Annotated in this window: 11 protein-coding genes; 8 read left to right on the top strand and 3 right to left on the bottom strand. The window is 72.0% G+C overall.

The features are described from left to right. Nucleotides 1-993: hypothetical protein (locus tag ACIO5E_RS34640; protein ID WP_400675708.1), on the bottom strand; the 993-nt coding region annotated here is incomplete at its 3' end. A 183-nt stretch (nucleotides 994-1,176) separates the two neighbouring features. After that, nucleotides 1,177-1,908 carry a hypothetical protein gene (locus ACIO5E_RS34645; RefSeq protein WP_400675710.1) on the bottom strand — a complete coding sequence of 244 codons (732 nt, stop codon included), beginning with the start codon at nucleotides 1,906-1,908 and terminating at the stop codon, nucleotides 1,177-1,179. A 908-nt stretch (nucleotides 1,909-2,816) separates the two neighbouring features. On the opposite strand from ACIO5E_RS34645, the gene ACIO5E_RS34650 reads away from it, so the two are divergent. From ACIO5E_RS34650 to ACIO5E_RS34670, 5 genes are all read left to right on the top strand, one after another. Beyond that, entirely contained in the window at nucleotides 2,817-4,145 is a 1,329-nt protein-coding gene (locus tag ACIO5E_RS34650; RefSeq protein ID WP_400675712.1) for a family 2 encapsulin nanocompartment cargo protein terpene cyclase, read from the top strand. A 54-nt stretch (nucleotides 4,146-4,199) separates the two neighbouring features. Beyond that, entirely contained in the window at nucleotides 4,200-5,069 is an 870-nt protein-coding gene (locus ACIO5E_RS34655; protein ID WP_400675714.1) for a geranyl diphosphate 2-C-methyltransferase, read from the top strand. Nucleotides 5,070-5,331: 262 nt separating this feature from the next. Beyond that, the gene (locus ACIO5E_RS34660) at nucleotides 5,332-6,396 is read left to right on the top strand and encodes a phosphatidylinositol-specific phospholipase C domain-containing protein (RefSeq protein ID WP_400675950.1); all 1,065 of its coding nucleotides are present in this window, start codon (nucleotides 5,332-5,334) and stop codon (nucleotides 6,394-6,396) included. A gap of 203 nt (nucleotides 6,397-6,599) precedes the next feature. Further along, nucleotides 6,600-6,992 carry a ribonuclease gene (locus tag ACIO5E_RS34665; RefSeq protein ID WP_400675715.1) on the top strand — a complete coding sequence of 131 codons (393 nt, stop codon included), beginning with the start codon at nucleotides 6,600-6,602 and terminating at the stop codon, nucleotides 6,990-6,992. Between the two features lie 155 nt (nucleotides 6,993-7,147). Further along, entirely contained in the window at nucleotides 7,148-7,498 is a 351-nt protein-coding gene (locus ACIO5E_RS34670; protein WP_400675717.1) for a 5-carboxymethyl-2-hydroxymuconate Delta-isomerase, read from the top strand. A 93-nt stretch (nucleotides 7,499-7,591) separates the two neighbouring features. Here ACIO5E_RS34670 and ACIO5E_RS34675 read toward each other — a convergent pair whose 3' ends face one another. Then, the gene (locus ACIO5E_RS34675) at nucleotides 7,592-9,211 is read right to left on the bottom strand and encodes an alpha/beta hydrolase (protein WP_400675719.1); all 1,620 of its coding nucleotides are present in this window, start codon (nucleotides 9,209-9,211) and stop codon (nucleotides 7,592-7,594) included. A gap of 147 nt (nucleotides 9,212-9,358) precedes the next feature. On the opposite strand from ACIO5E_RS34675, the gene ACIO5E_RS34680 reads away from it, so the two are divergent. From ACIO5E_RS34680 to ACIO5E_RS34690, 3 genes are all read left to right on the top strand, one after another. Next, nucleotides 9,359-10,717 carry an MFS transporter gene (locus ACIO5E_RS34680; RefSeq protein ID WP_400675721.1) on the top strand — a complete coding sequence of 453 codons (1,359 nt, stop codon included), beginning with the start codon at nucleotides 9,359-9,361 and terminating at the stop codon, nucleotides 10,715-10,717. Nucleotides 10,718-10,775: 58 nt separating this feature from the next. Further along, nucleotides 10,776-11,624, top strand: a complete 849-nt coding sequence (locus ACIO5E_RS34685) for an SAM-dependent methyltransferase (RefSeq protein ID WP_400675723.1) — start codon at nucleotides 10,776-10,778, stop codon at nucleotides 11,622-11,624. A gap of 320 nt (nucleotides 11,625-11,944) precedes the next feature. Further along, nucleotides 11,945-13,573 (top strand): purple acid phosphatase family protein, encoded by a 1,629-nt coding sequence (locus ACIO5E_RS34690; RefSeq protein ID WP_400675725.1) that lies wholly within the window; start codon nucleotides 11,945-11,947, stop codon nucleotides 13,571-13,573. Nucleotides 13,574-13,601 lie beyond the last annotated feature (28 nt).

Here is a 13,601-nt window from a genome sequence, read left to right on the forward strand (position 1 = left end):
GGTGGCCCCGTCGCCGTTGAAGGTGACCGTCGCACCCGGAACGGGCACGCCGTTGCACAGCACCACCGCGGACACGACGGTGGGCTGGCCGGCGACCACCGGTGCCACCGGGGGCAGCAGGAGCACCAGGCAGGTCGGCGGCGCGGTCACCGTGATGGTGATCGGGGTGGAGACGACGTTGGTGCAGGTGCAGGTGGTGCCGGCCGCGGTGACGGTGGCGGTCAGCGACACCGGTCCGGCGGTGGGGAAGGTCATCGACCCGGTGGCGATGCCGAGTGCGCTGGTGGTGGCGGTCACCGGGGTGGCCCCGTCGCCGTTGAAGGTGACCGTCGCACCCGGAACGGGCACGCCGTTGCACAGCACCACCGCGGACACGACGGTGGGCTGGCCGGCGACTATCGGGCCGACCACCGGCTGGATGATGACCACCGAACAGGTCGACGGCGCCGGCACGGTGACGGTGATCGGCGCGAAGGTGCAGGCCGCACAGGTGCCGGCGGAGGGGGTGAAGCTGACCCCCACCACCTGACCGGCCGTCAGCGACAGTCCCAGACCGACCGGACCGACCACGCCGTTGACCACCGGGGCGGTGACCGTGGCCCCGCCCGGCAGGGTGTAGGTCAGGGTGCCGTTGACGGAAATCAGGCCGGCGCTGCAGGTCAGGGTGGTCTCGGCGGTCACGAGGCCGCCGACGGCGATCGACAGCGTCGTGGAGATGGTCCCGGCCGGCGCCGCGTCGACGGTGACCGTGCCGCTGTCGACCGCGACCACCGTGGCGACGGCATCCAGGTAGGTCACCAGGACCAGCTGCGCGCCGGAGCCGACAGCCGTGAACGTCACCGGTCCGGCGGCGCCGGCGACCACCGGCAGCGACTGCGGGGCGGCGCCGTCATAGAAGAAGACAGCGGTGGCGGCCGCCGCGGGCGCGCCGGTGGCCGTGGCGGTGAAGGCGGAACACGCCGCCACGGGAGTGGGAACGATGGTTACTGCCATGTGAGCAGCCCCTTGAGCGAGTCGGGAGTGGGGCTGCCCGAACACGGCCGCGCCAGATGGTACGGCCGACGAATTCCACCTGTCAGGGTGCCCGTGTATGGGGACGGTGACCCGTCAAGCGATCACCACCCCGACGCCCCGACAGGGGAATGGGCACCCCACAGTCGGTCACTGCCATTACAACTACACCGGCCGGCCAAGGCCATACCCCCCCGATCGAATAACCCGTATGGACCAATGTTCGGAACACCACCACACCCAACAGTCGCTCCGACCACGGAACTTGCACCGAACGGGGCGCACTGCACGACTCCGCACGCCCCGTTCCCGCCACACTGACCGCCTGCCGGAGCGGTACGCCGGCAGTTGCCGGCGGGGACGAGCGGCGATCAACCCGGCCATGTACTCCAGCGCCCGCCCTCGCGGCTCCGATCTGGTGAAACGCGACGCAAAGCGGGCGGCGGCGGTGCCGCCCTTGGACCAGCCGGAGACGCCGATGTTCCGCGCGTCCAGGCCGCCGAGCAGGCCGACCGGCAGGGCGCGGCCGTCGACGTCGGGGTTGCGTCCGTTGGCGAGGTCGACGACGCGTTCGAGCAGGAAGAGCAGGTCGGCGGCGTAGTCCCTTGGGTACAGCCCCGGGGCGACGTCGTCCCGGGTGACGACGGTCCCGTCCGGGAATTCGGTGATGCCGTCGTGGGTGTGGTCGACGGTGACGACGGCGAAGCCGTGGCTGGCCAACTCCTGGACCACGATGGTGTGGTCGGCGCGGTGACTGCCTGCGCCGTGCGAGTAGAGGACGACGGGCAGCGGCCGGCCGGTCCGGTGTGAGGGCTCTGAGCACGTGGTTCGGGCGGACGGTTGCCATCGGCGCTCCTCGGTCCGGTGAGGCGACCCCCCGCCCCCGCTGGCCGTCAATCCCTCAGAAATGTCCGGGGTGCATGAAGACGGCCGCCCCAGAATGGCCTATCCCAGCTTGAGTGACCGCCGGTTCACTGAATGTCAGCACCCGGTGGACCGCGTGAAGTGCTGCTTTCCCGGCGACCCGGTCTGCTGCTCCGCGCCTCCGGAACGACGCGGCGGTGCGAGCCCGCGCCCCATCACGGAGCCTTACGGTCTCCGCGTCGGCGCGACCACACACCGATGCTGCCGGCCCCGGCAGCGACCCAGGAGGGACAGGCCCATGAGCGACGGCAACAACAACCACGCCGACGACAGCGACGACAGCGGCAACCACAACGACAGCGGCAGCGGCGACGAGTAGCCGAGCCGAACGCACAGGGGCTCCCGGGCACACAACCCCTTCACCGGTGCCCGGGAGCCCCGCCTCCCTTGCGGAAGAGTCAGCGCCCCCGGACCGCCGGCGTACGTCCCCCGACGTGATCGACCGGCGGCTCCAGGCCGGCGGCCCGCTTGAACGTCACCGCGGCCCGGACTTCGCAGCGGCGCACACGACCCGTACCGAGCTGCCGCGCCCGCCCCGATCCCCCGACCGGCCGGGCCCGGTGTCCAACTGTGCCGCTCCCGAGGTGCGCCGACGAGTACGCCCTCCCGCGCGCCGAGTCCGTCCTTTCCGGCCCCGCTCCACCGCGGGGTCGGGTTCATTTGCGCCCGGGGGTTCCCGCCGGTGGGGCGGGGAAGATCAATCCGCCCGTGGCCGGGCCGGGGGTGGGCCTATGCATGAGGAGGGCGTGGTTCAGCCGCGATAAGCACGCACGTTCACCTGATCGGGTGTAGAAGATCGTCCGGAGCGTTTCCGGGCCCGCCTTCGCGCCTACGGTTGGGGACCGAGCGAGACGGGGGAGTGTTCGAATATCGCGCTCCCCATGGGCGAGTTGACGGTCAGTCATATCGTGCGACTTCATCAGAGGAGGCTCCATGTCCCTGTGCACCAGACCGGAGACACCCCAGGAGCCCGCCGTCGCCGTGGTGGTGGGGTCATGAGCTCCACGGCGATCGACCGGGTCCTGCGCGGACCGAGCGGATTGGGCACTGCGGGCCTCTACCCGGCGCCGGGTGCGTCGGCGCCCGGTCAGGGTGATGCTGCGCCCAGTGCTCCCGTGCCGAACATCCCATCGTCCGGCACTCCTCCGTTCGGCAGCCCTCCGTTCAGCAGCCCTTCGTCCGGCACTCCCTCGTCCGGTAGCCCTGCGCCGAGCGGTGCCAAGCCGAAGCCCGGCGACCCCATCCCGGGCCTCTACCACCACCCGGTGGCCGAGCCCGACCCCGTACGGGTTGAGGAGCTCAGCCTCAGGATCAAGGCCTGGGCGCTGGACGAGGTCGAGCTGTACCCGCCGGACTGGGAGGACCAGTTCGACGGCTTCTCGACCGGCCGCTACATGGTGGCCTGCCACCCCGACGCGCCCAGCGTCGACCACCTGATGCTCGCCGCCCGGCTCATGGTGGCCGAGAACGCGGTCGACGACTGCTACTGCGAGGATCACGGCGGCTCACCGGTCGGCCTCGGCGGGCGCCTGCTGCTGGCGCACACCGCGCTCGACGCGCTGCACACCACGGCGGAGTACCAGACGCCCTGGGAGGCCTCGCTGGACGAGGACGCCCCCCGGCGGGCGTACCGCTCCGCGATGGAGTACTTCACCCGCGCGTCCACGCCCTCCCAGTCGGACCGGTTCCGGCACGACATGGCCCGGCTGCACCTCGGCTACCTCGCCGAGGCGTCCTGGGCCGAGACGGAGCACGTCCCGCAGGTGTGGGAGTACCTGGCGATGCGCCAGTTCAACAACTTCCGCCCCTGCCCGACGATCACGGACACCGTCGGCGGCTACGAGCTGCCCGCCGAACTGCACGCGCTACCCGCCATGCAGCGCGTCATCGCACTGGCCGGCAACGCCACCACCATCGTCAACGACCTGTACTCGTACACCAAGGAGCTGTCCACCCCCGGACTGCACCTGAACCTGCCCGTGGTGATCTCCGAACGCGAGGACTGCTCGCACCGGGACGGGTACCTGAAGGCGGTCGAGGTCCACAACGACCTGATGCACGCCTTCGAGGCCGAGGCGGCCGCGCTGGCGGCGGCCTGCCCCGTCCCGACGCTCGTCCGGTTCCTGCGCGGCGTGTCCGCGTGGCTCGACGGCAACCACTTCTGGCACCAGACCAATTCCTTCCGCTACACCCTGCCCGACTTCTGGTAACCACCGCCTTCCGGTGACCACCACCTCTGCCGACCACCTGCAAGGAGCTGACCCATGTCCCTGACCGACGACATCACCGCCGCCATCCCCGGCCCGGCGACTCCCTACCAGGGCGACATCGCACGCTACTGGGACCACGAGGCCCGTCCGGTCAACCTGCGTCTCGGCGACGTAGACGGCCTCTACCACCACCACTACGGCATCGGCGACGTCGACCAGGCCGCCATCGGCGACCCGTCCGACAGCGAGCGCGAGAAGAAGGTGATCACCGAGCTGCACCGCCTGGAGTCCGCGCAGGCCGAGCTGCTCTTCGACCACCTGGGCCCGATCCCGTCCGACGCCACCCTGGTGGACGCCGGCTGCGGCCGCGGTGGCTCGATGGTCATGGCCCACCAGCGCTTCGGTTGCCGGGTCCAGGGCGTCACCCTCTCCGCCAAGCAGGCCGAGTTCGGCAACAGCCGGGCCCACGAGCTGGGCATCGGCGACTTCGTCCGCTCGCAGGTCTGCAACATGCTCGACATGCCGTTCGAGACCGGCCAGGTGGCGGGCTCGTGGAACAACGAGTCGAGCATGTACGTCGACCTGCACGACCTGTTCGCCGAGCACGCCCGGATCCTCGCCGTCGGCGGCCGGTACGTGACCGTCACCGGCTGCTGGAACCCCGCGTACGGGCAGCCGTCGAAGTGGGTCTCGCAGATCAACGCGCACTTCGAGTGCAACATCCACTCCCGCCGGGAGTACCTGCGGGCGATGGCCGACAACCGCCTGGTGCCGCAGGCCGTCATCGACCTGACGCCCGCCACCCTGCCCTACTGGGAGCTGCGCGCCACCTCGTCGCTGGTCACCGGCATCGAGGAGGCGTTCATCAATTCGTACCGGGACGGCTCGTTCCAGTACGTCCTGATCGCGGCCGACCGGGTCTGACGGCCGACGCGGGCGTTCCGCCCGGGCGTGACGGTGGCCTCTCCGCGGACGCGGGGAGGCCACCGCCCGGTCATGGCGGGTGAAGTCGAGGCGGGGGAGGCCGCCCGGGCCGGGTGAGAGGCGGCCAAGGCGTCACGTTATTGTCGTGCCTTCTTCATCCGAAGCTCGCCCCGGTGGGCGATGCTTCGTCCGGCGGCCCGGGAGGGGCGGCCGGGAGGCACATTCGACTGGGGGGACAGTACCCGTGACCGTACGCCGCACCATGGCCGGATTCCTGACGGCCGGCCTGATCGCCGCTGCGGCGGCCCTGATACCGACGGGCGCCGCCGGCGCGACGGAGAGCACGACCGCGAGCGGCCCGGCGGACCTGCCGTTCGGCTCGGCCACCACCGTCGGCCTGCACAACACCTACGACCCGGCCGCCTACCCGTACCTCGCCCAGGCGCTCGACACCGGCACCGGGATGATCGAGCTGGACCTCTGGACGGACATCGTCACCAAGGAGTGGAAGGTCAGCCACTCCAACCCGCTCGGCAACTCCAACAACTGCACCGCCGCGAGCACCCCGGCGCAGCTGTACAGCGGCGGCGCCAACAAGAACCTGGAGTACTGCCTCGACGACATCCGGGTCTGGCTCGGCGCCCATCCGGGCGCCGGTCCGCTGGTGGTCAAGCTGGAGCTGAAGGCGGGCTTCTCCGCCAACCACGGGATGGGGCCGACGGAGCTGGACGCGCTGATCGCCGCCCACCTGGGGTCGGCCGTGCTGCGCCCCGCCGACCTGCTCGCCAAGCCGGGCGGCGGCTCGTACGCCAGCGTCGACGAGGCGGTGCGGGCCGGCAACTGGCCGAGCCGCTCGGCGCTCGCCGGGAAGGTCCTGCTGTACGCGATCCCGGGGACGGTCGAGGAGAGCAACCCCTTCGACACCCTGCACACCGACGTCGAGTACGGCCGCCACCTGCGTGACCTCGCCGCCGCCGGCCGGATCGGGGACGCCCAGCTGTTCCCCGCCGTGCACGGCGCCGCGGCCGGCGACCCGCGCACCGGGTACACGGGCGCGGACGCGGGGATCCGCCCCTGGTTCGTGGTCTTCGACGGCGACGCGGCCACGTACGTCCAGGGCATCGACACCGCCTGGTACGACCGCTCCCACTACCTCCTGGTGATGACGGACGCGCACAACGTGGCGCCCGCCATCAGCGCCACCGACCCGACGGCCGATCAGGCCCGCACACGCACCGAGCTGCTGGCCCGGGCACACGCCAGCATCGTCTCCAGCGACTGGCGCAAGCTCCCGGCCGTCCAGTCCCTGGTCCTCCCGCGCGGCTGACACCGGCCGCCCGACCGCGCCACCGGGGCGTTCACCGCCCCGGTGGCGCACGCGGGTCGGGCCCCGGCCCGGGGTGGGGGCCGAAACGACCGGCTGCGGCGCACTGTCCGGGTCAAGTCCTCTGCGGATACGCCGAGTTGACCCGAGGTGAAGAGTTGGTTCGGGGCTTTCGGCGGGCTGAGGGGGTCGCCATGCTGGTTGGCATGACCCGAACTCTACGCGCGTGGAAGTCTCGCGCTGCCGCCGTCACCGCTGTCGCTCTGCTGACCCTCGCACCCGTCGCGGTCGCCACCGAGGCGCAGGCGGCGGTGAGTGGCTCGGTGTGCCTGTCCGCGCTGCCGTCGCAGGCGCGGACCACACTCAACCTGATCGCCTCGGGCGGGCCGTTCCCGTACTCCCAGGACGGCGTGGTGTTCCAGAACAAGGAGCACGTGCTGCCGAGCCAGCCCTACGGCTACTACCACGAGTACACCGTGGTGACGCCCGGCTCGCCGACCCGGGGCGCCCGTCGGATCGTCACCGGCAAGCGCTCGCGCGAGGACTACTACACCGGGGACCACTACGCGACCTTTCGTCTGATCAACTTCGGTTGCTGAAGCGGAACTTCGGGCCTCGCCTCCCCTGTCCGAGGCCCGAAGTCCTGGCTCCGGTACGCCGCAGCGGACCCGCCCGCGGACGGTACGGCGGCCCGCGATAGCGTCGCGGCACTGTCCGACGAGCCCGACGGGGCTCCGTCCCCCGGGAGGTTCCCGTGCCGCAGATCCTGGTCGACCACTCCGCCGACCTCGACCTGGACCATGCGGGCTTCGCCCGGGAGGTCCACCAACTGATCGCCGAGGTGATCGACACCACCGTGGCGGACTGCAAGACGCTCTTCCGCCCGTCCGAGCGCCACACGGTCGGCGACGGGACGGGCGGGCGCGCGGTGGTGCTGGTGGAGATCAAGATCCTGGCCGGCCGCAGCACCGGGCAGCGCGCCGAGCTGACGGCCCGGGTGCTCGCCGCCCTGCAGGCCCGCCTGGACGTGCCGGCCGCGATCGGCGTCGAGGTCACCGAACTGGACCGCGAGACCTACCGCTTCGTCCACCACCCCGGCCGGTAGCGTCCGGCCCTGCCGACGCCCGGGGCCGCACCCGAGGGGCAGTCCTCGGGTGCGGCCCTGCGGCGGATCGGCGGCGGCTGCGCGGTCGCCGGGTCAGTCCGTCGGGCAGTGCGTCCCGGCGGTCGGGACGGTGCCGTCCACCAGGAAGGTGTCGACCGCGCCGCGGATGCACGAGCTCGCGCCGTACGCGGTGTGCCCCTCGCCGTCGCGGGTGAGCAGCACGGCGTTGCCGAGTTCGGCGGTGAGCTTCTCCGCCCAGGCGTACGGGGTGGCCGGGTCGCCGGTGGTGCCGACGACCACGATCGGCGCGGTGGCGGCGGACTTGATGGCGTGCGGCTTCTCGGTGGAGCGGTACGGCCAGATCCGGCAGTCCGGGTCGAACAGCGCGGCCGTCGGGTCGTGCTTGCTGACCAACGGGGCCTTGGCGGCGAGGTCGGTGAGCGCGGCCTGCAACTGGTCGCCGGCCGGGGCGTCGGTGGCGCCGTCGGCGCAGTGGATGGCGGTGTAGGCGTCGGCCGACCCGCCGTAGTGCCCGTCCCGGTCGCGGCCGTTGTAGTCGTCGGCGAGGTCGAGCAGGTAGTCACCCTTGGCGCGCACCATGGCCCAGCCGAGGGTGTTGCGCAGGTTGGTCCAGGCCTTCTCGCCGCCGTAGAGCTGGCTGATCACGCCGGTCCAGGCGGCGTTGGCGGTGAGGGTGCGGCCCTTGGCGGTCTTGAGCGGCTTGTCCTTGAGGCCGTCGAGGAAGTCGGCGAGCTTCTGCGGGGCCTTCTCCGGGTCCTTGCCGAGCGGGCACGGGTCCTTGCCGGCGCAGTCGGCGGCGAAGGCCTTGAGGGCGCGTTCGAAGCCGGCCTGCTGCTCGATGTTGTGCTGCACCAGGGAGGTGGACGGGGTGGTGGCGCCGTCCAGGACGAGCCGGCCGACCCGGTCCGGGAACTCCTCGGCGTAGAGCGAGCCGAGGTAGGTGCCGTAGGACATGCCGAGGTAGTTGAGCTTCTGGTCGCCGACGGCGGCGCGCAGCACGTCCATGTCACGGGCGGTGTTGCGGGTGCTGACGAAGGGCAGCACCTTGGCGTACTTGGCCTGGCAGGCGTCGGCGAGTTGCTTGCCGTGGTCGGCGCCGGGCTCGTCGGTGGTCACCCAGCCGTCCCGGGCCTGGTCGTCGAGGCAGTTGAGCGGGCTGGTGCCGGCGACGCCGCGGGGGTCGAAGCCGATCATGTCGAAGCGGTCGTGCAACGGGCCGTCGAACCTGGTGGGGGCGCCCTTGACCATCGCCACGCCGGAGCCGCCCGGGCCGCCCGGGTTGACGAGCAGGGAACCGACCCGCTGGTCCTGCTTGGTGGCGGGGTTGCGCACCACGGCGACGTCGAGGCTGCCGGCGTCGGGGGCGGTGTAGTCGAGTGGGACCTTGAGGGTGGCGCACTGCACCACCGACTCGTCGACCTTGGTGGTCTTCGGGTCGTCCTGGCACGGTGCCCAGGCGATCTGCTGGCCGTAGAACGGCTTGAGTGCCGGGTCGTCGGCGCCGGTCGGCTTGACCGTCGGCGTGGGTGTGGGCGTGGGCGTCGGTGTGGGCGTGGCGCCCGGGCTGGAGGCCGGGCCGGTCGTGGTCGCGGAAGAGGCGTCGGTGGTTCCGCCTCCGCCGCCGGTGCAGCCGGCCAGCAGGGCGGCGGCGACGGCGGCGGGCAGGGCGCGCCGGGAGATCCCGGTGATCATGGAATGCACCGCACACAAATATCACCAGCTGGTCACACCAGTCACATTGGTATTCCGCGCCAGCTCCCCACTCCGGCTCAGAACCGGCCAAAGGGGACAGCGTCGCAACCGATACCGCCGCACTCCGAACGGTGCCATGCTGAGGCCATGACAGATCGGACCGGAACCGCCCCGTCGCGTGACGAGCCGCAAGCCGGGCGGCGGAGACGGGAGTTGGCCGCCGCCACGGTGGGCTCGGTGGTCGAGTCCTTCGACTGGAACATCTACGCCGTCCTCGCCCCGTACTTCGCGGCCGACCTCTTCGGGCACGGCAAGGGCGGGGTCGGCGGCCTGCTCGGGGCGTACGCCACCTTCGCGGTCGGGTTCGTCGCCCGGCCGGTCGGCTCGTACCTGATCGGGCGCCTCAGCGACACCCGGGGGCGGCGCTTCGCCCTGACTCTCGGGATGTCCGTGATCGCCGCCGCCAGCCTGGGCATCGCCGTGCTGCCGGACCAGAAGGCGATCGGCGCCTGGGCGGCGGTCCTGGCCGTCGCCGCGCGGGTGGTGCAGGGGCTCGCCTTCGGCGGGGAGGCGCCCAGCGTCGCCGCGTACGTCACCGAGACGGCCCCGGCCCGGCACCGCTTCGCGTTCAGCTCGGTTTCCTACGGCGGGATCATCGTGGGCTCCCTGCTCTCCTACGGGGTGCTCGCGCTGCTCCTGCACACGCTCGGCAAGTCCGGTGTCACCGACGGCGGTTGGCGCTGGGCCTTCGTGGTGGCCGGGCTGCTCGGGCTGGCCGCCGTCTGGGTGCGCCGGGCCGCCCCGGAGAGCGCGGAGTTCCGCCGCGCCCGGGCGGAGGGCACGGGCGGGCGCCCGCCGTTCCTGCGGGTGCTCCGGGAACACCGCTGGGCGGTGCTCACCGTCTTCCTCAACACCCTGGGCGGGACGGTGGGTTACTACTTCGCCCTGGTCTACCTGCCGCAGTACGCCGCCGCCTACGGGGTGGTCGACCGGGAGACGGCGACCTCCTTCATGACCGTGGTGCTCGCGGTGGTGCTGGTCACCATGCTGCTGACCGGCGCCGCCGCCGACCGCTTCGGCCTGCTGCCGGTCGCCCGGGTCGGGTTCGCCGTGCCGGTGCTGCTGGTCCCGGTCCTGCTCACCGGGCTGCGGCAGGGCTGGCTGGCGTTCCAGGTCGTCGCCGTGTTGCTGGGCGTGCTGGTGGCGACCGTGCTGGGGACGCTCAACGTCTTCACCGGCCTGCTGTTCCCGACCGAGGTTCGGGCCCTCGGACTCGGTGTGGTCAACGCGGCCACCATCGCCGCGTTCGGCGGGAGCTTCCCGCTGCTCGCCGAGTGGCTGCACGACCACCACCACCTCGGTCTGGTCCCCGGCTACGTCACCCTCTGCACGCTGGGCCCGGCGTTCGGCCTCGTCACCGCGCTACGGGTGCCGTCCTTCGCCGCCGCCGTGGCGGCACCGGCGACCGGGGCATCCGGTGATCGGGTACCGTCCGGAAGCGGCTGACGTTCGATCAACTTCTGTGATTGAGTGGTCGGAGAACGAAGTGCGGGGAGGGCAAGGCATGGAGAGCAACCGTCCGGACGGCTGGTTGGCCGGGGTCCGGTTCGAGGAGGCGCCGCAGGTGGACCTGCGGACCGACCGCGCGCACCCCGCCCGGGTCTACGACTACCTGCTCGGCGGGAAGACCAACTTCCCGGTGGACCGCGAGGTCGGCGACCGCATCCTCGGCGAGTGGCCCGGCTCGCGCGCCGCCACCGTCGCGGCCCGCGCGGTGATGCACCGGATGGTCCGCCGGCTGGTCGAGGTGCACGGCGTCCGCCAGTTCCTGGACGTCGGCACCGGCATCCCCACCGTGCCCAACCTGCACGAGATCGTCCAGGCGGTCGACCCGGCCTGCCGGGTGGTGTACGTGGACAACGACCCGATCGTGCTCGCCCACTCGCGCGCGCTGCTCACCAGCACCCCCGAGGGTCGCACCGCGTACGTCGAGGGCGACCTGCGCGAACCGGGGCGGTTCCTCGCCGACCCCGCGGTGGCCGACACCCTGGACCTGAGCCGGCCGATCGCGCTGACGCTGATCAACATCGTGCACTTCCTCTCCGACGAGGCCGCGCACCCGCCGGTTCGCAAGCTCGTGGACGCGCTGCCCGCCGGAAGCTTCCTGGCGCTGACCGCCGGCACCGCCGACTCGGTACCGGACCTGGTCGCGGTGGGCTCCCGCCGCTACTCGGAGGCCGGCATCGAGAACCACCTGCGCCCCCGCGTGGCCGTCGAGCGCTTCTTCGCCGGGCTGGAACTGGACGATCCGGGCGTGGTGCTGATCAACCGCTGGCACCCGGAGCTGGGTGACGGCCCGGTGCTCGGCGACCACGAGGTGGCGGCGTACGGGGGGTTGGGCCGCAAGCCGTAGGCCGATGCCGGGTCGTCGCCCGGTGATCTGAATGACCGTCAATTCGCCTGCAGAGATGAGCGGTTGATCGTTCCGCGCGTCCTGCCGCGCGGCGCCTCACCCCCTTGCGTCCGGCCCCGGCGGAGCCCCCCGGCCCCGTCGGGGCCGACGCATGCCGGGCGCCTTCGCGGACGGGCGTACCGGTGGTTGCCGCGGGGCATGTGGGCCGGTGCCGGGCCCGCCGTCGCAGGGTGGTGACGGTCAGTCAAAGTGGTCGTCTTTGCATGGACATGTCTGTACAGTGCTCCGAGTCGATACCCCCACTCGACAGGCGGATTTCCATGACCATCGCACGCAGATCCATCCTCAAAGGCACATCCGCGGCCGGTGCCGCGCTGGTCGCGGGCGGTGCCGTCGCCCAGCCGGCCTCGGCGGCCGACCCGGAGGCGGGGCCGGCCACGGGCCCATTACTGCAGTCCACCCCGCACCGGGCCGGGTCGCCCAGCGTGAGCGGACTGCACCTGCAGTTCGGTACCGACCCGTCCGGCGAGATGACCGTCTCCTGGATCACCCCGCAGTCCGTGCGCCGCCCGCAGGTGCGGCTCGGCTCGCCGGACGGCGGCCTCGGCCGGGTCGTCGCGGCGCAGACCCGCACCTACCGGGACGCGCTCGGCAAGGAGGAGGTGTACGTCCACCACGCCCGCCTCACCGGCCTGCGCCCCGACACCACCTACCTCTACAGTGCCGGCCACGACGGCGCGAACCCCGAGACGGGCTCCTTCACCACCGCCCCGCGCGGTCGCACGCCCTTCACCTTCACCAGCTTCGGCGACCAGGCCACCCCCAACCTCCGGCGCCAGGTGGTCTTCCCCGACGGCATGCCGTCACCGCTCGGCAAGTACCCGGTGTTCACCAGCAGCCAGGTCGGCACCCCGTACTCCGCCGACATCGTCGCCGCCATCGAACGCGTCGGCCCGCTGTTCAACCTGGTCAACGGCGACCTCTGCTACGCCTCCTACAGCGGCCGGCACGGCCAGAGCCGGACGCTGACCTGGGCCGACTGGTTCATCAACAACAGTCGCTCGACCCGGCTGCGGCCCTGGATGCCCTGCGCCGGCAACGGGGAGAACGAGGGCGGCAACGGCCCGATCGGTGCCCTCGGCTACCAGACCTACTTCGAACTGCCCGACTCCGCGGCCGATGACGACGAGGAGACCCGGGGCATGTGGTACGCCTTCACGGTCGGCTCGGTGCGCTTCATCAGCCTGGCCAACGACGACGTGGCCATCCAGGACAGCGGCGACATCTATCTCCGCGGCTACTCCGGAGGTGCCCAACAGCGTTGGCTGGAGCGTGAGTTGCGCTCGGCGCGGCGCAGCCGGGCGATCGACTGGATCGTCGTCTGCATGCACCACCCGATGATCTCCAGCTCGCAGCACGGCGCCGGCAGCGACCTCGGCATCCGCGAGGCCTGGGGCCCGCTGTTCGACGCCTACGGGGTCGACCTGGTGGTCAGCGGCCACGAGCACTACTACGAGCGCTCCCACCCCGTCCGCGGGACCCTCCCCAACGACACCCGCACCCCGGTGCCGTCCGGCACCGACCTCCGCACGGTCGACACCAGCCGCGGCACCGTCCACATGGTCATCGGCACCGGCGGCAACGCCGCCACCACCCAGGACGACCTGTTCGCGCAGCCCAAGGGCCGGGTGGTCGTCGCCCTGGAGGACAAGCCGCGCCCGCCGGCCCCGTACCGCCAGTCCGTGTGGTTGACCGAGGACGCCCCGTGGGCCGCCGTCCAGGACCGGCAGCACACCCACGGCTTCGCCGCCTTCGAGGTCGACCCCGGCGACCGGCGCGGCGGCCTGACCAGGATGCGGGTGACCTACTACACCTTCGACGGCCCGCACGGCGACCTCACCCCGGTCGACACCTTCACCCTGCAGCGCCCCCGCGCCGACCGCTGGTAGGGCGAGACGTTCGGTCGGCGTCGGGAAC

It is taken from the genome of Kitasatospora sp. NPDC087314, assembly GCF_044744365.1.
Lineage (GTDB): Bacteria > Actinomycetota > Actinomycetes > Streptomycetales > Streptomycetaceae > Kitasatospora.